The sequence below is a fragment of the Vulcanisaeta sp. JCM 14467 genome (assembly GCF_001316245.1).
Lineage (GTDB): Archaea > Thermoproteota > Thermoprotei > Thermoproteales > Thermocladiaceae > Vulcanisaeta.
This window is the reverse complement of sequence record NZ_BBDM01000015.1, coordinates 22361-43674: the sequence shown is the minus strand read 5'-3', so window position 1 is coordinate 43674 and position 21314 is coordinate 22361. Positions and strand designations below refer to the sequence as shown.

At 47.4% G+C, this 21314-nt stretch carries 31 protein-coding genes, 1 tRNA gene and 4 pseudogenes; 18 read left to right on the top strand and 18 right to left on the bottom strand.

Annotation, left to right across the window (positions count from 1 at the left end; translation table 11 throughout):
* Nucleotides 1-188: 188 nt before the first annotated feature.
* The 5 genes and pseudogenes from JCM14467_RS12405 to JCM14467_RS18525 all read right to left on the bottom strand — a co-directional run bounded on the left by JCM14467_RS12405 (nucleotide 189) and on the right by JCM14467_RS18525 (nucleotide 2745).
* On the bottom strand, nucleotides 189-689 hold the full coding sequence (locus JCM14467_RS12405; protein WP_054850364.1) for a hypothetical protein: 501 nt from the start codon (nucleotides 687-689) through the stop codon (nucleotides 189-191).
* A gap of 54 nt (nucleotides 690-743) precedes the next feature.
* Nucleotides 744-1394 carry an AMP-binding enzyme gene (locus JCM14467_RS18540; protein WP_252901586.1) on the bottom strand — a complete coding sequence of 217 codons (651 nt, stop codon included), beginning with the start codon at nucleotides 1392-1394 and terminating at the stop codon, nucleotides 744-746.
* 114 nt (nucleotides 1395-1508) lie between these two features.
* Nucleotides 1509-1931, bottom strand: a complete 423-nt coding sequence (locus JCM14467_RS18535) for an AMP-binding protein (RefSeq protein WP_252901585.1) — start codon at nucleotides 1929-1931, stop codon at nucleotides 1509-1511.
* Between the two features lie 218 nt (nucleotides 1932-2149).
* Nucleotides 2150-2326 (bottom strand): annotated as a pseudogene (locus JCM14467_RS18530) (AMP-binding protein); the annotation flags it as partial.
* 32 nt (nucleotides 2327-2358) lie between these two features.
* Nucleotides 2359-2745 carry an acetyl-coenzyme A synthetase N-terminal domain-containing protein gene (locus tag JCM14467_RS18525; protein WP_252901584.1) on the bottom strand — a complete coding sequence of 129 codons (387 nt, stop codon included), beginning with the start codon at nucleotides 2743-2745 and terminating at the stop codon, nucleotides 2359-2361.
* 134 nt (nucleotides 2746-2879) lie between these two features.
* Between JCM14467_RS18525 and JCM14467_RS18520 the strand changes: the two genes are divergently transcribed.
* The 7 genes and pseudogenes from JCM14467_RS18520 (at nucleotide 2880) to JCM14467_RS20240 (ending at nucleotide 6771) form a co-directional block, all read left to right on the top strand.
* The gene (locus tag JCM14467_RS18520) at nucleotides 2880-3059 is read left to right on the top strand and encodes a hypothetical protein (protein WP_252901583.1); all 180 of its coding nucleotides are present in this window, start codon (nucleotides 2880-2882) and stop codon (nucleotides 3057-3059) included.
* 11 nt (nucleotides 3060-3070) lie between these two features.
* Nucleotides 3071-3487, top strand: a complete 417-nt coding sequence (locus JCM14467_RS12395; protein WP_252901610.1) for a 30S ribosomal protein S19 — start codon at nucleotides 3071-3073, stop codon at nucleotides 3485-3487.
* Nucleotides 3488-3546: 59 nt separating this feature from the next.
* On the top strand, nucleotides 3547-4068 hold the full coding sequence (rpl7ae, locus tag JCM14467_RS12390; protein ID WP_054850363.1) for a 50S ribosomal protein L7Ae: 522 nt from the start codon (nucleotides 3547-3549) through the stop codon (nucleotides 4066-4068).
* A complete protein-coding gene (locus JCM14467_RS12385) occupies nucleotides 4065-4307 on the top strand; it encodes a 30S ribosomal protein S28e (RefSeq protein ID WP_054850362.1) in 243 nt (80 codons plus the stop codon). Before rpl7ae ends, JCM14467_RS12385 begins: the two co-directional genes overlap by 4 nt.
* A gap of 95 nt (nucleotides 4308-4402) precedes the next feature.
* On the top strand, nucleotides 4403-4813 hold the full coding sequence (locus JCM14467_RS12380) for a hypothetical protein (protein WP_054850361.1): 411 nt from the start codon (nucleotides 4403-4405) through the stop codon (nucleotides 4811-4813).
* Between the two features lie 43 nt (nucleotides 4814-4856).
* Nucleotides 4857-5153, top strand: coding sequence for a hypothetical protein (locus tag JCM14467_RS18515; RefSeq protein WP_252901582.1), 297 nt, complete (start codon nucleotides 4857-4859; stop codon nucleotides 5151-5153).
* A 4-nt stretch (nucleotides 5154-5157) separates the two neighbouring features.
* A pseudogene (locus JCM14467_RS20240) lies at nucleotides 5158-6771 on the top strand (prolyl oligopeptidase family serine peptidase).
* 1 nt (nucleotide 6772) lies between these two features.
* Here JCM14467_RS20240 and JCM14467_RS12370 read toward each other — a convergent pair.
* Together JCM14467_RS12370 and JCM14467_RS12365 are read right to left on the bottom strand one after the other, a co-directional pair.
* Nucleotides 6773-7381, bottom strand: coding sequence for a 50S ribosomal protein L32e (locus JCM14467_RS12370; RefSeq protein ID WP_342765553.1), 609 nt, complete (start codon nucleotides 7379-7381; stop codon nucleotides 6773-6775).
* Between the two features lie 41 nt (nucleotides 7382-7422).
* A complete protein-coding gene (locus JCM14467_RS12365) occupies nucleotides 7423-7815 on the bottom strand; it encodes a 30S ribosomal protein S8 (RefSeq protein WP_054850360.1) in 393 nt (130 codons plus the stop codon).
* A gap of 364 nt (nucleotides 7816-8179) precedes the next feature.
* Between JCM14467_RS12365 and JCM14467_RS12360 the strand changes: the two genes are divergently transcribed.
* Entirely contained in the window at nucleotides 8180-8425 is a 246-nt protein-coding gene (locus tag JCM14467_RS12360) for a TA0938 family protein (RefSeq protein ID WP_252901581.1), read from the top strand.
* A 107-nt stretch (nucleotides 8426-8532) separates the two neighbouring features.
* Here JCM14467_RS12360 and JCM14467_RS12355 read toward each other — a convergent pair.
* From JCM14467_RS12355 to JCM14467_RS18500, 4 genes are all read right to left on the bottom strand, one after another.
* A tRNA-Pro gene (locus JCM14467_RS12355) sits at nucleotides 8533-8628 on the bottom strand.
* An 80-nt stretch (nucleotides 8629-8708) separates the two neighbouring features.
* Nucleotides 8709-8951, bottom strand: a complete 243-nt coding sequence (locus JCM14467_RS12350; protein ID WP_054850358.1) for a hypothetical protein — start codon at nucleotides 8949-8951, stop codon at nucleotides 8709-8711.
* A gap of 72 nt (nucleotides 8952-9023) precedes the next feature.
* Nucleotides 9024-9572, bottom strand: a complete 549-nt coding sequence (locus JCM14467_RS18505; protein WP_252901580.1) for a (Fe-S)-binding protein — start codon at nucleotides 9570-9572, stop codon at nucleotides 9024-9026.
* A gap of 29 nt (nucleotides 9573-9601) precedes the next feature.
* Nucleotides 9602-10357 carry a (Fe-S)-binding protein gene (locus JCM14467_RS18500; RefSeq protein WP_252901579.1) on the bottom strand — a complete coding sequence of 252 codons (756 nt, stop codon included), beginning with the start codon at nucleotides 10355-10357 and terminating at the stop codon, nucleotides 9602-9604.
* A 167-nt stretch (nucleotides 10358-10524) separates the two neighbouring features.
* Between JCM14467_RS18500 and JCM14467_RS12340 the strand changes: the two genes are divergently transcribed.
* Nucleotides 10525-10926: a 30S ribosomal protein S8e gene (locus JCM14467_RS12340; RefSeq protein ID WP_054850357.1), complete on the top strand. Its 402-nt coding sequence runs from the start codon at nucleotides 10525-10527 to the stop codon at nucleotides 10924-10926.
* Between the two features lie 40 nt (nucleotides 10927-10966).
* Nucleotides 10967-11302 (top strand): signal recognition particle subunit SRP19/SEC65 family protein, encoded by a 336-nt coding sequence (locus JCM14467_RS12335; RefSeq protein ID WP_054850356.1) that lies wholly within the window; start codon nucleotides 10967-10969, stop codon nucleotides 11300-11302.
* Here the strand turns inward: JCM14467_RS12335 and JCM14467_RS12330 are convergent.
* Together JCM14467_RS12330 and JCM14467_RS12325 are read right to left on the bottom strand one after the other, a co-directional pair.
* Nucleotides 11299-11595, bottom strand: a complete 297-nt coding sequence (locus JCM14467_RS12330; RefSeq protein WP_054850355.1) for a hypothetical protein — start codon at nucleotides 11593-11595, stop codon at nucleotides 11299-11301. The two genes, JCM14467_RS12335 and JCM14467_RS12330, sit on opposite strands and share 4 nt — an antisense overlap.
* A gap of 106 nt (nucleotides 11596-11701) precedes the next feature.
* Entirely contained in the window at nucleotides 11702-12028 is a 327-nt protein-coding gene (locus JCM14467_RS12325) for a hypothetical protein (RefSeq protein ID WP_252901578.1), read from the bottom strand.
* Between the two features lie 100 nt (nucleotides 12029-12128).
* On the opposite strand from JCM14467_RS12325, the pseudogene JCM14467_RS12320 reads away from it, so the two are divergent.
* Nucleotides 12129-13513 (top strand): annotated as a pseudogene (locus JCM14467_RS12320) (bifunctional hydroxymethylpyrimidine kinase/phosphomethylpyrimidine kinase).
* 86 nt (nucleotides 13514-13599) lie between these two features.
* Here JCM14467_RS12320 and JCM14467_RS12315 read toward each other — a convergent pair.
* The 3 genes from JCM14467_RS12315 to JCM14467_RS12305 form a co-directional block, all read right to left on the bottom strand.
* The gene (locus JCM14467_RS12315) at nucleotides 13600-13848 is read right to left on the bottom strand and encodes a hypothetical protein (protein WP_252901577.1); all 249 of its coding nucleotides are present in this window, start codon (nucleotides 13846-13848) and stop codon (nucleotides 13600-13602) included.
* Nucleotides 13849-13961: 113 nt separating this feature from the next.
* The gene (locus JCM14467_RS12310) at nucleotides 13962-14117 is read right to left on the bottom strand and encodes a 50S ribosomal protein L40e (protein WP_054850354.1); all 156 of its coding nucleotides are present in this window, start codon (nucleotides 14115-14117) and stop codon (nucleotides 13962-13964) included.
* Between the two features lie 53 nt (nucleotides 14118-14170).
* Nucleotides 14171-14491, bottom strand: coding sequence for an AbrB/MazE/SpoVT family DNA-binding domain-containing protein (locus JCM14467_RS12305; protein WP_054850353.1), 321 nt, complete (start codon nucleotides 14489-14491; stop codon nucleotides 14171-14173).
* A gap of 127 nt (nucleotides 14492-14618) precedes the next feature.
* Here JCM14467_RS12305 and JCM14467_RS18495 point away from each other — a divergent pair, with 127 nt between their 5' ends.
* Nucleotides 14619-14921, top strand: a complete 303-nt coding sequence (locus JCM14467_RS18495) for a MarC family protein (protein ID WP_252901576.1) — start codon at nucleotides 14619-14621, stop codon at nucleotides 14919-14921.
* A 38-nt stretch (nucleotides 14922-14959) separates the two neighbouring features.
* Entirely contained in the window at nucleotides 14960-15208 is a 249-nt protein-coding gene (locus JCM14467_RS18490; RefSeq protein WP_252901575.1) for a MarC family protein, read from the top strand.
* A gap of 54 nt (nucleotides 15209-15262) precedes the next feature.
* Here the strand turns inward: JCM14467_RS18490 and JCM14467_RS18485 are convergent, their stop codons facing one another.
* Both JCM14467_RS18485 and JCM14467_RS18480 read right to left on the bottom strand, forming a co-directional pair.
* On the bottom strand, nucleotides 15263-15976 hold the full coding sequence (locus tag JCM14467_RS18485) for a hypothetical protein (RefSeq protein ID WP_252901574.1): 714 nt from the start codon (nucleotides 15974-15976) through the stop codon (nucleotides 15263-15265).
* Between the two features lie 8 nt (nucleotides 15977-15984).
* Nucleotides 15985-17208 (bottom strand): hypothetical protein, encoded by a 1224-nt coding sequence (locus JCM14467_RS18480; protein WP_252901573.1) that lies wholly within the window; start codon nucleotides 17206-17208, stop codon nucleotides 15985-15987.
* Between the two features lie 151 nt (nucleotides 17209-17359).
* Between JCM14467_RS18480 and JCM14467_RS18475 the strand changes: the two genes are divergently transcribed.
* From JCM14467_RS18475 to JCM14467_RS12275, 5 genes and pseudogenes are all read left to right on the top strand, one after another.
* Nucleotides 17360-17842 (top strand): MFS transporter, encoded by a 483-nt coding sequence (locus JCM14467_RS18475; protein ID WP_252901572.1) that lies wholly within the window; start codon nucleotides 17360-17362, stop codon nucleotides 17840-17842.
* Nucleotides 17843-17855: 13 nt separating this feature from the next.
* A complete protein-coding gene (locus tag JCM14467_RS18470; RefSeq protein ID WP_252901571.1) occupies nucleotides 17856-18557 on the top strand; it encodes an MFS transporter in 702 nt (233 codons plus the stop codon).
* A 67-nt stretch (nucleotides 18558-18624) separates the two neighbouring features.
* Nucleotides 18625-19746: an NRAMP family divalent metal transporter gene (locus JCM14467_RS12285; RefSeq protein WP_252901570.1), complete on the top strand. Its 1122-nt coding sequence runs from the start codon at nucleotides 18625-18627 to the stop codon at nucleotides 19744-19746.
* A 174-nt stretch (nucleotides 19747-19920) separates the two neighbouring features.
* Nucleotides 19921-20329: pseudogene (locus tag JCM14467_RS12280) on the top strand (metal-dependent transcriptional regulator).
* Between the two features lie 76 nt (nucleotides 20330-20405).
* Nucleotides 20406-21311, top strand: a complete 906-nt coding sequence (locus JCM14467_RS12275) for a branched-chain amino acid transaminase (RefSeq protein ID WP_054850352.1) — start codon at nucleotides 20406-20408, stop codon at nucleotides 21309-21311.
* Nucleotides 21312-21314 lie beyond the last annotated feature (3 nt).

Below are 21314 nucleotides of genomic sequence, written 5' to 3'. Positions count from 1 at the left end.
AATATTACAAATATTATCACTAATTATTTTGATGTAAACTAGGTATTATCTAGCATTTTTATAATGATTTGTGTACCTTTGTGCACATCACTGATGAGAGAGCTAGCGTTATGATTACAGGGCTAGGATTATCATTAAGATTAGGTAGGCTATGACTGTAGGGCCTAGGAAGTAATGCGGTAAGCGAATTATGTTGTTTTATCCTCGTTTAAGTACTTGTTTACGCATTCCCTGTTTATGGTTATTCTCCTATTTATCCAAGCCCTCTCGGTTATTTTTATTGGTTGTATCATTTCGCTCATTATTATTAGTGGGTCGTAGTCTCGGCTGAGTACGATGCACCTTGGCTTGTTGAGGCATTCCTTTGCGGCTTTGATTTCAGCTGGCTCGTCCTTGGCGAAGATGAAGTCCAAGCTCAAATCCCTGAGCCACTTGACCCTGGACTCGGCAACCGCCCTATGCTCCGGTTTCGAGTAATCAACCACGAAGACAACACTTGGCTTCAAGTAGCCGTAGTCAATTGCGAGCCTAACATTCACGAGGAAAGCCCTAGGGTCCTTGAGACCATACGTGATACTCGCCAGGTCAATCATTAGGTAGTCGTAAAGGTCATTCACGAGGTCAGGGAGTGTACCACGTGCGATCTCAGTAATGCACTTGGAGTAAACCTTCCTTAGTCTTGGGTCCATTTGATTGTTTAGTCGTTTTTATTAGATAAATACCTAATAATTAATTAAGTGCGCTTACTCCCTCATTATTTCGTCCATGTAGGGCTTCAGGGCCTCGATCACTGCGTAGAAGGCCTCTGGGTTTAGGACCGCGTTTATGTTAACGGCCTTATCAATGGGCCAGCCCATTAGGACCTTCTTTATTGGTACCTCGAGCTTCTTGTAATTCCTAGTCATTGGTATGTCGGGCACCTGTATTATGTAGTCGGCGATGTAATACGGCCCCAACTGACTCCTCAATGCATCATTTATCTTCCTCTTCATTTCATCGGTTAGTTGTAGGCCTGGTTTTAGGGCCACGAATAGTATTAACTTGTTCTTGACCTCAACGGCTAGGCTACCCACGACCTCCGGTAGGGACTCAACGACCTTGTAGATGTCGAGGGTCCCGATCCTAATCCCCTTCCTCTTTATTGTCGAGTCCGAGCGCCCGCTTATTATTACCGTGCCCCTATCCGTTATCAAAGCCCAATCACCGTGCCTCCAAACACCTGGGAACATGTTGAAGTAGGACTCCCTGTACCAGTTGTAGTCAGGGTCGTTCCAGAAGTAAATGGGCATTGAGGGCATTGGCTTCTCCAGCACCAACTCACCGACCTCATTGACCACAGGCTTACCCTCCTCATTATACACATTCACGGCAGCCCCCAACCACCTACACTGCATCTCACCCTCCAAACAGGGAGTATTGGGCAGCCACCGACGAATGCCGAGACCACGTCAGTGCCGCCACTGATCGGCGCCAACCACACGTCCTCCTTAACCTTCTCATAAACCCACTCAAAGCCCTGAGGCGATAGCGGCGCCGCCGTTGAGCCAATCTCCCTGAGCGTTTTTTAGGTTGAATTGCCTGCCTGGCTCTATGGTCGACTTCATGGCTGCGTGGATGTAGGGCGCGCTGAGCCCGAGTATTGTCAATCCCTCCTTCTCCGTGATCTCCCAATACGGCTCGAAATTCCTGGCCGTTGGGTCGCCGTCATAGAATAGTATTGTTGTGCCGAAGAGTAGGGCATCGACTGTGAAGTTCCACATCATCCATGACGGCGTTGTGTACCAGGTGAATTTATCGCTCGGTTTATAATCCATGTGGAGACCAACCTTGTAAGCCTCGAGTAGTACGCCACCGTGGCTGTGAACCACGGGCTTGGGTATACCCGTAGTCCCGGACGTGAATAATACCCAGAGCGGTTCGTTGAATTCCATAGGCTCGTATGAAAGCCCAACACCCCTCCTGCCAGTGACCTCCCTCCAGTCATGCACGGGCTTGCCAAGCTTAGCTCCACCGAATCCCTCATGTTTGGTATTACGACAACCCTCTCAATACTCGGTACCGAATCCACGATCTGCTTGATATCGCCATACTTATCAAAGACCTTGCCCCTGTATGGATAGCCATCAACCGCTATCAACGCCTTAGGTTGAAGCAGATTAAACCTATCTATGGCAGCCTTGGGAGCCAGCTCGGCACCGACACCAACCCAAATAGCCCCAATGCTCGCAATGGCTAATAAGGCAACCACGGCCTCGGGGACTTGACTAACGTATGCCGCAACCCTATCGCCCTTACCAACGCCGACACTCCTAAGCCAATCAGCCAACGCCGCGGTCTCCCTATACAATTGATCCCAGGTTAGGCTCCTCCTAAGTCCGTCCTCCCTAACGTAGTCACCGCCTCCTCGCCCCAGCGGGCAGCCCTAAACACGTGCTCTGCATAGTTAAGCCTAGAACCAATGAACCAGCGGGCCCCTGGCATTGTCTTTGGCTCAAGAACCTTCGTGTATAGCGAGTGGGAAGTAACGTTGAAGTAGTGCCAAATACTGACCCAGAAACTCTCGAGATCATTAACACTCCACCTCCAAAGCCTGTCATAATTACCCACATTCCTTAGGGGATCATCGATGGAAACCTCGAAGTTTAGGCCGTAAACCTCATCAAGCCAATTAACGAACCTCATTATGTTAGAATTCCTAATCATGTCTTGACTGGGCTGCCAAAGTATCCTTACCTTCTCCGCCATATTAATTATTGCATATTAAGTACTTTTTTAAAATTAATTCATTTATGCAACGCTTTATGTAGGTAAAACGAGGTACAACGCCCCATCTACATAACGAGTAAAAGTTATAAACAAGGCAGCTACTGCGGTTTTGAATGTCGAAGAAGCCTGAGACTAAGGCGGCGGGAAAGGCTGAGGAGAAGGCTGGTGCAAAGGCGGCAGGTAAGGCAGCTGAGAAGGCGGCGGAGAAGGCTGCTGAGAAGCCGGCGCTGCGCCGGCCGCGGCTACTAAGGAGGAAGAGGAGGGTGCGGAGGCTGGTAGGAAGGGCTGGTTAACGGCTGCTGTAATTCCGCAGGAGGAGTGGAAGGGATTTAGGTACAGGGGATTCACCTTCGAGGAGATTTCTAAAATGTCCATGGAGGAGTTCATTAAGTTGTTACCGGCTAGGCAGAGGAGGTCGTTAATGAGGGGTTTAAAGCCGGAGCATAGGAAGTTCCTTGAGAAGGTTAGGAAGGCGAAGAAGCTCATGGCCGAGGGCAAGAAGGTGACGTTAAAGACCCACGCCAGGGACATGATAATACTACCCGAGATGGTTGGCTTAACAATAGCCGTCTACAACGGCATCACGTACCTACCAGTCACTATAAGCCCATGGCACATCGGTCACTACCTAGGCGAATTCGCAATAACAGCCAAGATAGTTCAGCACGGTGAGCCCGGTCTCAAGGCTACGAGGAGCACGCTACACATAGCCTCAAAGTAATCCTCCATTTTCGTATTGAAAAAATACTTATAAATGCCAGCTTCACGGTTTAGTCGAGTATGGCAACTGTGAGCATAGACCCAAAGACGTTTTACGCAAACCCACCGCAGGGGAAGCCATTCTACGTTAGATTCGCAGTGCCGCAGGAAATAGCTGAGAAGGCCTATGAGGTATTATCAGCCGCCAGGGAGACTGGTAAGATTAGGAAGGGAACTAACGAAGTTACCAAGGCCGTTGAGAGGGGACTAGCCAAGCTCGTCCTCATAGCTGAGGACGTAGACCCACCTGAGATCGTAGCCCACTTACCAATACTATGCGAGGAGAAGGGCGTGCCCTACGTCTACGTACCGAGCAAGGAAAGACTCGGCAAGGCTGCTGGGTTACAGAACACGTCAGCCGCCTCAGCCGTGATAGTCGATCCAGGCCAGGCAGCTGCTGAATTAGAGAACCTCGTTAGGCAGATAAATGATGTTAGGGTTAAGGCCGGTCTCAACCCAATACAGTTACCGCAGCCGCAAGCCGCGCCGCCGGCTGAGAAGGCGCCTGCCAAGAGAGCTGCCAGGAAGGGTGAATCCAAGTGAGTGAGGAGGCTAAGGTTGAGAGGTTTAGTCCGTATGAGGATGCGGTAGCGGCATTGGTAGTTCAGATACTTGGTAGGACTGGTATCGCTGGCGAGGTTAGTATTGTTAGGGTTAGGATACTCGAGGGCAGGGATAAGGGCAGGGTAATAACGAGGAACATTAAGGGCCCAGTCAGGGTTGGAGACATTGTAATGCTTAGGGAGACCGAGAGGGAGGCTAGGAAGTTAACTGTCAAATAAGAATCATACCTTATTACCATCATTTATTAAATCACGAATTTAATCTTCCACTTATTCCTTAACAAGTTCTTGGTACTAGTCACGGTAGTAATGCCGTGTGTAATCACGTAAATAAGAAATTTATTACCGCAGTATTCGTAGTACATGTGTCGTTCACGGACCTAGTGCTTATTCTCTCAATACCCATGGTCGCCATACACGCAGCGGTGGCGTTCATTAGCCTAAGGTACCTAACCGTGCCAAGGCCCATTGGTCTACCAATAGCCATTTACGAGAGCGCTTACTACATACTACTCCTAACCTACACCCTACTTAACCACTACAGCGCGGTGTTAATTGGCGCGACCGCATTGTTCCTGGCGATTCACGTTGGTGGGGCATACCTATACATGAGTGGTGCGTTGAGTTATTTATCACGTAATCGCAGTAATATTAGGCGTTATGGTTATTATGAGGCAGTGGAGCTCATGTTCATAATCGCTGTAATAGGCATACTCATACGCTGACCTGGGTGAAATCTTAATAGCTCAATGGTTCTCTGAATTATTAATGGTTAGGAGGTTGGTCCTCGAGGACTTGAGGTTGGTGAGGATGATTCATGACTTAAACGCGAATGTTGATAGTAATGTCCTGGCATTCACGGTTTCGAAGATTGCGGATTCCCTGGAGGATTATGAGAAGAATATTTGGATCTATGATGGCAGGTCCCTGAGGCAGGTCACGAGAGGTAATAGTGACTTCTCACCAAGGATTTTAGGTGGTAAGGGTCTGGTGTTCCTATCGAGGAGGGGGCTTGGTAAGGATAAGCCAGGTGTTGAGGTTTGGTACCTGCTTCGATGGCGGTGAGCCAATGAGGGTAGCTCACATTAGTGGTGGTGTTAATGATTTACGCATTGTTAATGGCGTGATGTACTTCATGAGTAATGTCGGTCCTGTCCAAGAGGATGTCAAATTCGTTGGGGATTGGCCCCTTTGGTTTAATGGCAGGGGATTCGTGCATACGTTTAAGTCCCACCTATTCTCGCTGGATTTAAGCGGCGCCATTAGGCAGTTAACCAGTGGGGACTTTGATGTTGTTGCCTATGACGCTGAGCCTGGCGGTAAGAGGGCGGTTATCGCCGTGAGCACCAATAGGTTTAAGCCGTATAGGAACGAGGTTTGGGTAATAAACCTGGAAAGCGGGGAGAGGTACACTGTCCTTAGTAATTATAGTGTATCGGCTATTAGGTGGTCGCCTGATGGGAAGTACCTGGCTTTGGTGGGTAATGACCTACATAGGGGCCTTGTAACCCATGACCACGTGCTACTAGTTAGGCCCGATGGTGGTGAGGTCATTGATTTAATGAGGGGTGTTGATAGGAACGTTGGCAATAGCCTCAACAGTGATGCCAGAGGTTCACCACCGCCAATGAAGCTTCAGTGGGTTGGTGATTGGGTTTACTTCATGATGATGGATGGCGGATCATCAAGGCTCGTCAGGGCAAGCATCAATGGCGGTGTTGAGGTGGTGATTGGTGGCGAGAGGAGTGTTGAGGATTTCGTGGTTATGAGGGACGGCACCATATACTTCATATCCATGGACCCGCTGAGGCCCACGGAATTATACAGGTGGTTTAATGGCAATGAGGAAAGGATAACGAACTTTAATGATTGGGTCAATTTCATAGAACTCTCAAAACCCGAACCATTCAGGTTCCGCGCCAGCGATGGTAGGGAGGTCGAGGGTTGGTTAATGAGACCGCCCGGTTTTAGGCAGGGCATTAGGTATCCGGCTATCCTGGAAATCCACGGTGGGCCGAAGACGGCATATGGTTACTCATTCATGTTCGAGTTTCAATTACTGGTTAATGAGGGTTTCGTGGTCATATTCATGAATCCGCGAGGTAGTGATGGGTATGATGAGGAGTTTGCGGATATACGTGGGCATTATGGTGAGAGGGATTATGAGGATTTGATGGAGGTCTTGACTACGTGCTTAGGAGTTACGACTTCATAGACGGGTAGGCTTGGCGTCATTGGTGGCTCGTATGGTGGGTTCATGACTAATTGGATAGTTACGCATACGGATAGGTTTAGGGCCGCGGTCACTGATAGGTCAATATCCAATTGGGTTAGCTTCTTCGGTGCCAGTGACATAGGGCCTTACTTCGCGAATGACCAGATTGGTGGTGGTGAGGATAGGGATTTCTGGGCTTATTTGGAGAGTTACATGGCTAAGTCACCGATTATGTATGTGAAGAATGTTAGGACTCCATTGCTGATAATACATTCGCTTGAGGATTACCGCTGTTGGTTCGAGCAGGCGGTACAGTTGTACACAGCGCTTAAGTACCTGGGTAAGGAGGTAAGGATGGTTGTGTTCCCTGGGGAGAATCATGACTTGTCAAGGTTTGGTAAGCCTAACCATAGGCTGGTTAGGTTGAGGGCTATTGTTGATTGGTTCAATGAGAAGCTGAAGGCATGAATCACTGGACTCTCCTTAACTCCTCAATTACGTCCTTAGTCACGTTGATAACCCTCACGCCCTTCTCAATCGCCCTCTTGACAATCTCAACCCTCTTCTTCAGCCCAACGGTTCTACCAATAATTATCGCCTCCTTGGTTGGGTCGACCTTATCAACATCCTCAGGCCTATGAACAATCACAAGCTTGAAACCACTTGGGTGTAGGTTCCTGACGAGCCTCGGCTTTCCATAACCAACCTTAACCCTCTTCGGGTATCCCTTAATCTCGAGCCTAATCTTATTATCATCGCCCCTGGGCCTACGCCAATGCTCACCATGGGCAACCCTAAGGTACCTCCATTCATCCATCCTCATCCAACGTGGCTCCCTCCTCTTCATCAACAACCTAAGTCTCAACAACTGCCTTAACTTACCACTCAGCGAGACCCTAGGTCTCGGCAACTTCACCTCCTTAACCTCAGGCTTCGCCACTGCCTGCTCAGGAATTTGCTGAGCTTGTTGAGTGGGCTGTGTCTGAGTCTCTACTTGTTGGGTAGTAGCCTGCGCCGCCTGCTCACTGCTTGGCTGCTGGGTCTCCTGCCCTGTGGGCTTGCCCTCTTCCGTAGACATCGCAGAAGCACCTGTTAATGCCCTTTTTAAATTTACCACCATTAATAAACGTACGCTATTAACACACCACCAACGTTCATCTGCCTAGCCTCTAAATGCGATAGAACGCCCTTCGACGTACTAAGAATTATTATCCCAACGTTCCTCGCCGGTAGGTATTTCTCCTCCCACTTCATTAACTCGGAAACCTTAACACTGAACCTGGGCCTTATGGCGCCAACATCGTTTATTTTGCCGAGGAGTTGAACCTTAAACTTACCACCCCTACCATCCTCAATAAACTCAATCTCACCAACATAACCATACCTCTGCATAACCCTGAGCACATTACCAACGAGCTTAGAAGACGGCCAAATAACCACCTCCCTATGGCCCCTCACCTCCGCATTCTTAATCATAGTCAACGCATTCCCCAGCACATCAAGCAAGACCATACAACCAACGTGCAAACCCACAAGATTAAAAACTTTACTAAGCCATCAGCGAAGGACCACATCATCAACCTCAGTCGTACTCCCTAACATCACACGCCGGTTAATGCCAAATGCTGTGGTTTAAGTTCTTATCCTAAAATGGCGCTAGAATGTATTTATATTGAAATAAATATTAGTAAATACAACTGTTCATAAATGATTAGAAGCCGCAAACACAATAAATTATTAGGAAATTAACAACTAAATTAATGAGGGTTTTGTAAATGGTAATGAGGTTGGTAGCGAATACACAGGGTGTGCCCTATGTGGTGATAATAGGAGGACTGGCACGTACTTAAGCATTGACGGAACACTTAGGTGTAAGGTGTGTGGTAGGCCGTGGAGGGGATTTTACGGGGAAGTGGCTGGTTCCAAGCTTTACTTCTGCTGTGGGGATCATTATAGGGAGTTCAGGAGAATAGTGCAGAGGGTGATTATGGAGAGTAATGTGGCGAGGATAAAGGCTATATTCATATTGGTACATGGTGGTGAGAGGGTCATAAGGATCGAGGGTGAGGATGGTAAGGAAGTAACCTTGAGTGAACCAATGCTCAACTTAGTCCATGTATGACTATTAAATTTATATCATCATGGAATTATTAAGAGCGGCTCACTATTTCAAATTAATGCTTCTGAATGGTAAGGTAAGGCAATGCATAGTTATTTAAGGACTGTAAGTGGTGGGGCCGCCGGGATTTGAACCCGGGTTCACCGGCGTGCTGGACGGGGATTATTCCCCAGGCCGGCATCCTAGCCAGGCTAGACTACGGCCCCTGGTAAATGTCACTTCATGGGCAATTTTAAGCTTTTCAGTGCGGTGCTCTGTACGTACATGATGCTCCACGCTTGGCCTATTAAGTCATTTCCTCATACACCCTACTACACGTTGGTTCTGCCCTACCCATCGCATTGTCGAACTTCACCGCGCAATACGCAACCACCTCATTAGTACCCACCTGGTAAACTGCAACAAGGACCTTTACACCATTTAATACCTCATCATAGCGGAGGACGTTCATGAATAATAACCTGTCCTTAAGACCAAGGTAATTAACTATGAACTCCATGACACGTTTATAGAATGTATAATCAATCATTGAGTTGAAAATGAGCGGGAGACCCTATTAAGGTCATTGCTCAGGTTACTCGTTAGGACTTGAAACGAGGGCTTAATCAATCCTTCTCGGTACCATGGCTCGATATACTAGGTCCATCAACCCTGTGAATGTTAATTCCTGGTTATACATCTTATTCAATTTCGGCAACACCCTATCCATCTGCAGCTTACAGGCTGCGCAGGGCACGACAATGCAATCACCACCTTTACTAATCGCCCTTTGGTACCATAGCTCGGCATACTTAATTGATAGTTCCTCCATTTCCTTAGCCAACATACCACTTGTCCCACCACAGCATATGGCTAGTTCAGGTTTTTCATTCAATTCCACGTAATGAACCACCACATGCCCCATCACGAGCCTCGGCTCCCTGACAAGGTCCCCACCCCTGGCATAGTGGCATGGGTCCATGTATACGTAAGTTAGATCACCATTAGCCATTGGATTTAGCTTAATTAAGCCCCTCCTTACGGCGCCCGCGGCTATGTAAAGTATGTGCGTCCCCTCAATGCCGAACTCCCTTAGCCTCGGTATTACGTAATTCTTAAACACCCTCCAGCCATGACCACACTCACCGGCAATTACCAACCTTACACCCAACCTACGCGCCTCCTCGACTATCCTCTCGGCTATAAGCTCATGTGCCTCTCATCCATGAACAAGCCATAATTCGTTATGTCAGGGGCCCTCGTGCTCAGGGTAAAGTCAATACCCAACTCATTAAGCAGTAGTATGTATCCCTTCAATGTGTTTATAGCCACCGTGTAGTCGGCGCAGGCTGACGGTAGTAATAATGCGTGGGCAGGCTCATCAATCTTAACCCTAACGTTAACCCCCTTCTCACGCCTTATCTCATTGGCCACATTCAGTATTATTTCCCTAATTACGTCCTCAGGTAGGCCGAGGAAATTCCCCGTGGATTCAAGGTTATTAATAACCCCAGCCACGTAATTAGGGGCTAGGCCAACCTCATAGAGTAGTGACCTGGTGGTTCTCGACACATCACCCACGTCAATACCGAAGGGGCAGGCCCAAGCACACCTCCTGCACGTTAGGCATTGCCAGAAGTACGTGTATGCCTCATTAATGATGCGCTCATCAACGTGACCACGCATTAATAATTTGGCCAGGGCTATCCTACCAAGCGGTGAATTCTTAATATTACGTGTTGCTAGGTATGCTAGGCATACTGTTAGGCATGCACCACAGCCCATGCATAGGCTCAGTGACAATAATACATTTTTATTCCCACGCACTTTCTCCCTCAGTAATCTATTAAACTCATTAGTACTGCGCCTTTTAAGGCCGATCCTGCCGTGGAGCTTCTCGATCAATTCCTGAGGGGCCCTATCATGCCTATACTCATTAAGTGTGGCCTTGCTCATTACTCATTACCATTATTTTTATCAATACCTTAATACATTATTGATATGTGCAAAATCTGCACATCAGTGAGGAGTTAGGCTCGTCACTTGCTCGGCAACGGGACGCCTCATCACTTAGTAATTTCCACGAGGCAAAATATTTTAAAGGCAATGCAGCGTGGGTCCTCGTGGTTAAGCTACTGAGTTTCTACCAGGGTAGGGACGCGAAGAAGCCAAGTGGTGGTTATAGGGCTAGGCCGTATAAGGTTAAGAGGAAGGCACTCGGCGGTGGTCCGCCAACCAACACCACGTTGTCGGATAATGATGTTAGGAGGGTGATTAGGGTCTTTGGTGGTAATGTTAAGGTTAAGGTAGTCAGTGTGCAGTATGCCAACCTATACATTCCCAAGGAGGGTAAGGCCGTTAAGGTGAAGATTCTCAGGGTGCTCGAGACGCCGGCGAATAGGGAATTGGCCAAGAGGGATATCATTGTTAAGGGTACGATAATTGAGACCGAGAGGGGTAGGGCCGTGGTCACATCGAGGCCTGGGCAGGACGGCGTGGTTAATGCCGTACTCCTGGAGAAGTAGTGGGTTAAGCATTATTAATCAGTGATCTCATTGAATAATCGTGGACAAGAGGGATTACTGGATTATTTGGACCGTCTACTTCGACTCAAGTAAGAGCAGGGGCTTTGGTAGGAAGGTCCCAAGCAGCATGGCGATAAAGTCACCAACAATAGAGGAGTTGATAAAGGCAGTTAGTAACCTGAGCCTCGAGTTCGAGGTTTACAGCGATAAGAAACACCCAAGTAATTGGTTTGAGGGACCCTACGGCTATGTTGCCGTGAGGAAGGACTCAGCCATCAGGAGGTTTAGCCAGGTGAATAAGAGGAGACTTCTACTGATGATCGCTAAGGAATTAATTAGGATTAGGCAATCCACGGCACCGGCAAAGGGCTCCTAATTGCTCATGCTTATTATCAACCTTAACCTCATCATATCCATTAACGCATTACTTAATGAACGCAATAAATCACGACTAATTGGCAGGTTTACCAATAACCTAACCACATCCTCTGGGCTATTTAATTGGGACGAGTTTACATTGGTTGGTATTGGCATGTTGAGCTCTATCTCTAACTCATTGGGGCTTGGCGACGTGACCTTAAGCACCACGTTATTTCCATAATCCTTAAACCACGAGTTATCCCTATCATTTTTCCTGAAGCCCATTCTTTCGAGAATGTCCGTGAACATCCGCATTACCTGGTTATTCTTACTTTTAATAAATGATTTACTCACTCCCTATATAGGCTATATGTGGCTATTATAATGGCTAACAGGGCGAGTAGTATTGCCGATATCACGAGCTACGCCCACGATAAGGACTAATGCCGGAGAGCCATAGGAAGCCGCCAATAATCCCGAAGAGTATTGCGAGTACTGTTGATGTGTTGTATAGCACGTTCTTGAGGAAGTTGGTGAAGGATACTAGGTTTGCAAGTGCCGTGTTTATTACGCTCTCCGTACTATTGGTTATTGAGTTCATGAAGTCATTTATGGTTTCAGTCACGTTGCTTGCCGCATTATTAATATCGTTAACACCCTGCGATGCATGCACCACAAGTGGTGTTACTACGGTGATTAGTATTACGAGGAATACCTCCAGGGCCTTCCTCATTTCCATCACCAATACATTAATCATCAGTCGATTAATTAATTACTTTCAGTCTACCCTCCCGTGAACATCGTCAATAATAAAAGCTTTATATAATCATAATAAGTGGATTATTTCGTATGAAGATACCCAGGCACTAACAATAGCCGGGCTTGACTCAGGCGGTGGCGCAGGCATTACGGCTGACCTAAAGACCTTCCACGCCCTTGGTGTTTACGGGATGGTCTCATTGACCGCAGTAACGGCGCAAAACACACTCGGTGTTAGGGCTGTTCAGGAGATTGACCCATCAATAGTTGAGGCCCAGATAAACGCTGTCGCCGAGGATATCGGCGTTGACGCGGCTAAGACGGGCATGCTCAGTAGCTCGCCAATAATGGAGGCCGTAGCCCGCACGGTCAGGAAGTGGGGATTCCCACTGGTTGTTGACCCAGTCATGTACGCCAAGAGTGGTGATCCGCTCATTAGGCCTGAGGCAATGGAAACACTAAAGCGAGTAATAATACCAATTGCCAAGGTCGTGACACCAAACGCGCCTGAGGCATCACACCTTGCCGGCTTCCACGTCGAGACCCTTGATGATGCTAAGAGAGCTGCCAAGGTCATTGCCGAGGAACTTCATCCTGAGATTGTCATTGTTAAGGGTGGGCACCTAACGGGTAATGAGAGTATTGATGTTGTGTACTTCAGGGATTCAGGCGAGTATAGGGAGTTGAGGGCTCCGAGGATTGATACTAAGAATACCCACGGCACGGGATGCTCATTCTCGGCAGCCATAGCCGCGGGATTGGCTAGGGGGTTGAACCCGTGGGAAGCCATTAAACTGGCTAAGGAGTTGATCACGACGGCGATTAAGTACTCACTGCCCCTTGGTCATGGTCACGGCCCTGTAAACCCAATGGCCTGGCTTGAGCTTAGGCCTATAGGGCGGACGTTATTGAGGAGATGAATAGGGCATTGAGACTGATTGAGGAGAATGCAGACCTAATTGGGAACTACATACCCGAGGTTCAATCAAACCTTGGATATGCATTACCAGCCTTTTACGCCAGGGACCTAAATGACGTAGCCGCCATACCCGGCAGGATTATTAAGTACATGGGCAAGGCCAAGCCAAGTGGCCCGCCCACCTTCGGCGTTAGTTCCCACGTGGCTAGTTATATACTCACGGCAATGAAGTACGACCCGGAGGTTAGGTCTGCAATGAATATTAAGTATGATGATAGGGTGATAGAGGCCGCTAAGGAGCTTGGCTACGTGGTTACTAGTTACGATAGGAGGCAGGAACCACCCGAGGTTAAGGCTAGGGAGGGCGCGTCAATACCCTGGGGTACGGAGCAGGCAATAAAGAGTGTCGGTAGGGTTCCCGACATTATTTACCACCTTGGTGATTGGGGTAAGGAACCTGAGATAGTGATACTCGGTAGAAGCCCAACCGATGTCATTAATAAGTTGTTGGCGATCTTGAGGCGCGTCAATGAGGGGTCTCGGTTTTAATTATTAATGCCGTGATGGTGATTCATTAAATCAGGATGACTTGCAGGTACTTATCCCCACGCCTACTTATCTTGTACTTACTCACCTTACCATCTAAGGACCACGACCTCACCACTCACATTCTTAGCCACAGGTCTCCAACTCGGTGAGAAGTAATACTCACTCCTCTTAAACTTGGACTTAGCCAGTGGGTAGGCGTTACCGTTATATAGAATCACGCCGACACTCCACTCAGGCGCCTTATCGATGAGCGACATGTAGTCCTCACCACCCGTGGACTCCTCGTTTCCCTCCTCGTTTTCAGGTCCCTCCTCGTACTTATCCTCGTCCTCCATTGCATAAAGCCTAAACCACCTATTTATATATCTATCTAAGGCATCGATAGCGCCAACGATAAGTATGCATAGTTAGGTAATACGCTAAGAATAAGAGGTAGATGCCGGATGATTTACCTCTTGAATCTCTTTGGCCTCAAATTCTTACTCTTACACCTCCTGCATTTCTCGGCTCCTGGCGGGTTCCTGGCTCCGCACTCCCTGCAGATCCAGTAATTGAACCTATGCTCAATAGCCACCTTCAATTTCTCAGGGTCGGTAATTGGCATACGTGCCTATGGGTATTAAGGCCCTTTTTATATTTTTACCTATTTAGCAGCAATCATTCAATGGGTATTATTGATTCAATCTTAATTTCATCTAGGGGCTTTATCCCGTACTTCTCCCTGACCTCCCTCGGTATCGTGAATTGCCTACTGGCCGTGTTCCTAGTTCTCAATAGCTTAACCCTCTCGAGCATTATCTTCTGCCCGAAGTACTCAATGGTTATGCTTGCGTAAGTAGCATTCTCAATATTAAGGGCCTTAACCAAACTAGCCGGTATGAGGACTTGGTAGTTTATGTATATTTTCGTTACATATGGTAATTTCGTGATTACCATACTTCTCCTAACCCTCCTTACCCTAGATATTCCAGACGCCATACTAAAACTGATTGCTAAAGTTAATTTATTAAAGTTTCTAATTAAGGCTAGAAAAATAGGATGTAAGCATTCTGCAATAACGTACATAGTGAACTCTTTTAAAGAGTGTAAGCCTTACCATTGGATAATGAGTATTATAATTGACGTATTGGTAATGACCGCCCAGTTAATTGCAATAGTGGACCCGGTTGGCGCACTGCCAATAATGGTTAGTATGCCTGGGATTGATAAGCCCGAGGTCTTTAGGAGGGCCCTCAGGATAATAGCGATTGCCGTACCATCACTACTAATAATCTTCGCAGTGGTTGGACCATACATACTAAGTGCCTTCAACATAAGCATTGCTGATTTCAGGATAGCCGGAGGCATAGTACTCTTGGTAATAGGCATCGACACACTAAGGGAGGGTGCCCCAAGGACAATGGCTTAACCCCGGAGGAATTCATTTTCACGCCAATAGTCACGCCAATGCTCGTGGGGCCTGGCGCAATAACCTCGGTAATGCTCTTCACGACATACTACGGAATGCCTGAGGTCATAATGAGCATATTAATAACGTCCCTAGTGACCTACCTAATAATTAGGTTCAGCTTCACAATAATTAGGTTAATAGGCAGTAACATGCTCAGGTTCATTGGCAGGTTCATGAGTCTAATAATAATGGCGTGGGCAGTATCACTGATAATACAGGGAGTCAAGGAAACATTGTTGATTTAAAGAATAGAAATACTAACTATGAGTTTTAAGCGGATTACCTCAATTTTGCTTATCTTATCCGTATTGATTGTATACAAAGTACCTAGGTATTATATACGGAAGCAGGTGGGCTAATCCATAAACGTTTATCTGGCCAAGACCATCTACTGGGTTCCACTGGCCCGGTATTACCCAGTAGAGCCCATTCTGGCCGCCAAGTGTCATGAATATGGCTCCCGGTATGCCGGTGTAGAACATGTTGGTTGGGTAGGCACCACCTATTACGTAGAATTGGCTTGGGTAGTAGTGATACAGTAGGTATAGGTTTGGTGCTAGGTCGCCAATCGTGTAATCAACGCCAGTACCGTATATGTAACTCTGTATTGTCGCTGTCATGCCTGCGGATAGTGGCGTTGCAAGGCTAGTACCACCAATTAGGATGGGTTGTATGGTACCATTCATGACAATAAGTACGCCAGTGAATGGGTCGGCATCAGCCGCAATGTCCGGAACACCCCGATGACCAATAGTGTGGAAGTAAATACCTAGGTCGGGCTCATAGACGTAGGGTAGCTCGTAAATAATGTGTATGAGCCTTTGACCAGGCGTTTCATCAAAGGCAAAGGAGTAACCACCACCACTACCCCACATGTAGGTACTATTCCAATTCCACGCATACTCGATGCGATAAGTTAACACATTGGTTATGTTACCGATTAATGTCGTACCACCGACACCGGTTACCCATGGGTCGCTGGCTGGGTATAACGTGCTTGGCTCCATGGACATGTTATAGCTTAGCCACCCTGTGTCAAAGGCACCACTATCACCCGACGCGGCGAATACACCAATGCCCTCGCTGCCGCCTGCATGAATACCTCATCATAACCATAGAGTAGGTTATAACTTGGTGGCGGGTAGTAGAATGCGTCCTCATAAGCACCCCAGCTAAGGCTTATGAAGTTGGCAAGGCTCTTATTAACCACGTACTCAACATCAACGAATAAGTCATCACCTGACGTGGGCGAGATCACGAGGAGTATCTTGGCGCCAGGAGCCATGGTGTGGGCATACTCAACGTCGAGGGCTGTTTCGTAGGACCAACCCTCAGCGGTGCCGAGGTTATACGGAGTGAGTACTGGCGTACCTGTTGGGTAGATGACCTGGCATGAGGCTGGTGGCAGACCAAACATTGAATCAAAGGTTGCCAGGTCTTGGCAGGCAATGTTCTGATAAACATAATTACTGGCCAATGTGAAGTTAATGTCACCAAAGGCATCAACAATAGCTATCGTCAAGCCCTGGCCAGTATAACCGCTGGAAAACAGCGGTAACTCATCATAGATGAATTCTAAGCCCTTCGGTAACCATATTTCCACATTATTATAAAATATCTGCATCGGTACTTTATTCAATACCTTAGCATCCTTATTCAACATGGCGTTGACACCTGTTGTATTTAGGTATATAGCCATGTACTGTGGTTTATACGTTGGGACAACCTTACTAACGGTGAAGTAACCCAGCGGTATGCACTCGCCAGCCAATATCCATTGCTGGATATTGCTTGGTGCCGTTTGTAGGGCTGTTAGGAAGTTGTCTACTGCCGATGCATTGCCCGTTGCCTCTATGAGCATTGGGAATGTGTAATTAACAATGAGACCGTACTTAGCGGCTAATTTTGTTATGTAGTTGAAAACATAGCTGGGTGGTGAATACCACTCGGCAAACTCCTGAGGAGTAATGAACTCATGGTAGTAAGGACTGAATGGACTATAATACAACTGGTTAAGGAGGTAGAGTAAACCATTAGGCGTGGTCACGTTACTCAACCTAAGCCAAACAATGACATGGCTAAAGTTAGAACCAGAAACACCAGGAATGACCTCAGTACACGTTAAGTATTGAAGAGTTGATGATGGACCCAACGGTTGAGATACTTGGGCATGGACCGTTATGACCATAGTCATGATAAGTATTAGCACTGCTATTATCAGTATTGTCCTTATTAAGTTTGTCATCGTTTAATTGCCTTATTCTTCAATTTTTAAATATTTCCCTCTAGATCGGCATTCCCTTTGACTAACTGCATTATTTATTACGTTGTTCATTTAATTTTCTATTTCAAAATGAGGAATACGCCTTATTAACCCAGACCCTAATCAATGCCTAATGTCATTTAGCCGTATCGGCCGTGTTGGTTTCCTCCTGGTAACCGCCAATTCCCTAAGCGGCATTATTTGGGGTGCTAATTCTGTCATCCTCTCAATCTACATGTTGAGTATTGGTATGTCGGCAACGCTCATAGGGGTTGTCCTAGGCCTCTTCTCGTTAATGAATGCCCTTGGCTCGTTAATTGTTGGTTATTTGACGGATTTCATGGATAGGGTTAGGCTGTTCATGGTATTGTCCCTAATTAGTGGTTCCTTAATACTACTGATGATCACTGGAGTGCCCGCCATAGTCTCGATTGCCTACCTAATGACCGCGTTGTTCAATAGGTACGTTGTGTTAACCGCAATAGTTGGTGAATTTGCTAAGCAGAGGAATGTTTCTGATGAGATGTTTAGTCTATCGTCATCCTTCAACATAATCTTCAGTGTCGTCGGTTCGGTAATGGCGGTACTACAGTTACCTTGGGCGTCTTGGTTATGAACTCATATTCATAGTGGAGGCGTTGGCCGTTTATCTAACAATACCATTAATCCTAAACGCAATTAGGCATTTGGACCCCGCTATCGTTAATGTCAGGATTGAGAGGGTGAGCCTTAGGGACTTGGGTAGACTACGCTCATCGTGGCTATTAAAGAGACTGCTGCCCGAGGCGTTGATTGGGCTTGGAGCCGGTGTTATAATACCGTTATTTAGCCTGTGGTTCTATTTGAAGTTCCACGTAAACATAGCGAGCCTCGGTGTCGTATACGCCATTTCTAACGCCACGCTGGCCCTGGGCACGTTAATGGCACCATCAATATCGAGACTAATGCGCAGTAGGGTAGCCTCCGTGGTCATGCTCGAGGGCTTGGCCACCGGCGTCCTGGCGATAATGCCGTCGATTTACGACCTACCACTACTTCTGGCCCTATTCATAGTTAGGAACACACTCATGAACATGGCAAACCCACTACTGACATCACTCATCAACGAGTTGGTACCCAGGGAGGAGAGGGGTAGGGTTTTCGGTATTTGGAATATGATATCCTCAATACCGCGAGCCGTCGGTCCAGGCATTGGTGGTTACCTAATGGATATTGGTTACCTGGATCTGCCCCTATACATCACCTCAGCCCTATACGCCACCGCCGTGGTACTATTCTATGCCCTACTCAGGGGTGTTGAGAATAGGGTTAGGGTTGTTCACGGTACTTAGCAAGTGACTTCCTACTTCACTTGTCACAGGAAAAATGTTAATTAAGTAGGTTCTTTGTGACTCTGGCGTGAATTTTCAGGAGAGAGTATCGAGAGGTATTAAGGAGGTTGGTGATTCATTTAGGGTATTGCTTGGGCCTGGCTGGTTGACGATGCTTGCTGATGTAGATGCGCCGAGCATACTCACGGCTATGCAGAGCGGTTACTACACTGGGTTGGCCATGGTTCCCTGGCTAATACTCCTCACGGTGCCTCTATACTTCATTCAGGAATTGACTATAAGGGCTGCGCTGGGTAGTGGTAAGGGCATGGGGGCATTACTTAAGGAGGTTTACGGGGGTAGAATTGCGGCCATATCGTTAATCGCCATGCTCATGATAGATGGGGCTGCCTACGTTGGTGAGTATGCCGCCATATCGGCCATAGGCCTACTCTTTGGGGTACCCGTGGTAATATCCGTGACCCTAGTCCTCATATTCCACACTGCAATAATACTGATGGGCGGCTCGTATAAGAGGGTTGAGAATGTACTACTCGCAATATCTGCGTTCATACTCGTCTACCTAATGGCCTTCGCAGTAATACCAATTAGGGCGCAGGACATCTACGGCGCATTACTATCGGCATTCCAACCAAGCTCCTACTCCAACTCCCTATACGTGACCTTACTCGCGGCTAACATCGGTGCCGTGATAATGCCCTGGATGCTCTATTACCAGCAGTCCGCAATAGTCGATAAGGGGTTAAGGAGAGAGCACTACATCCATGAGAGGTTTGAGACAGTTATGGGGGCAATCATAAGCGAGATACTGATGATCGGTAGCTTACTGGTTGGTTATTGGCTCAGGATTAGGGGTGGGATTGTTGATGGATTCCAATCAGCGCTCCTCTCGATTAGTAGGGTAATTAGCCCATACTGGTTCGTCGTGGCTGCAGTCGGCATGGTGGCAGCTGCCCTACTGGCCATATTCGTGATAAGCCTGGGCTTCGCCTACGGGCTTAGTGAGTACTTTGGCTGGCCCTCAGGGCTCAGTAGGAGGATGTGCGAGGCCAAGGGCTTCTATGCATTCTACGTGGTTGAGATAGTGCCCGCAGCCTTAATAGTACTCCTGTGGAGGGACCTCGCCAACTTAATACTTGGCATAATGGTATTCAACGCCATAGCCTGGCCATACCGACATACCTACTGATAAACCTGACCTCGAGGAGGGATGTGGTTGGGGACTACGCAATAAGTAGGGCTAGGGCGGTAGCGCTATACGTGGTAACCACGGCGCTCATCACCGCTGGCATCTACACAATCCTGATCACGGTCTAGGCTATGCCTTGGGAATAAGATTTATTAGATTTTTACTGGGTGTAGTATGGGGCTGGGTGTGAGGATATCTAGTAGGGAGTTTCTGTACCTATTGGTGATTAAGGGGATGAATGATAAGGGCTCGGGTGCCACAATATTCGGTGTTGCAAAGGCTCTCGGAGTATCAACGGCGAGTGCTTACGAGGAGATAAACCACCTAATTAAGAAGGGGCTCGTTGAGAGAAGGGATGATGGCATCTTCGTGACTGACGATGGCGTTAAGGAAATGAATTCCCTAATTAGGGCTCATAGGGTTGTGGAGACTTTGCTCGTTAAGGCGGGCATTGACCCAGACAAGGCTTGTGAATTGGCTAAGATGTTTGACTATGCCTGCCCGAGGAGGTTGTGGACAAGCTTTACGAATACCTAGCAAGCCAAGTAAGTGCCCGCACGGTAAGGATATCCCTCAACCATGATTCATTGCTAGGGCAAACTTAGATATACACTATATATGCAATAATACTTAATAAGAAGTTTATTGTGGGTTAGGCAATGAAGTATGTATGGGTGGATGGTAAGTTAATACCCGAGAGGGAAGCTGTAATACCAATACTAACCCACGCACTTCATTACGGAACCTCGGTCTTCGAGGGAATAAGGGCGTATTACAACCCTGAACGCAGGAACTTATACATATTCAGGGCTAGGGAGCATTACGTTAGGTTCCATAACTCGGCTAAGATACTGGGCATAAGGATTAATTACAGTGTTGATGAGTTGATAAACGCCACGGTGGAACTGCTGAAGGTCAATGAGGTGCATGAGAACGTGTATATAAGGCCGATAACCTTCGTATCCGCATCCACGGTGAACCTAGACATTAGGGACTTGGAGACCAAGACGGCAATAATAGCGATACCCTTTGGGCATTACCTAGAGCCCAGGGGAGTCAGGGCTAAGGTTGTTAGTTGGTTGAGGGTTCACAACTCCATGTTCCCAATGAAGGCAAAGGTCGGTGGTATCTACGTGAACTCCGTAATCGCATTGCTTGATGCTAAGGTTTCAGGGTTTGATGAGGCTATCCTACTTAATCGTGATGGCTACGTGGCTGAGGGCAGTGGGGAGAATATATTCATCGTTAAGGACGGCATTCTCCATACGCCGCCAACCTACGACTCAATACTTGAGGGTATCACCAGGGATACCGTAATGACCATAGCCAGGGACCTGGGGTTTACAGTCATTGAGAGGAGGATAACCAGGGAAGAGCTTTACACGGCTGATGAGGTCTTCTTCGTGGGCACGGCTGCCGAGGTCACGCCAGTTATTAATGTCGATGGTAGGGTCATTGGTAATGGTGAACCCGGCCCAATAACCCTAAAGCTAAGGAATTACTACATGGACGTGGTCTACGGAAGGGTCGATAAGTATAAGGGCTGGCTCACACCGGTTTATTGAGTA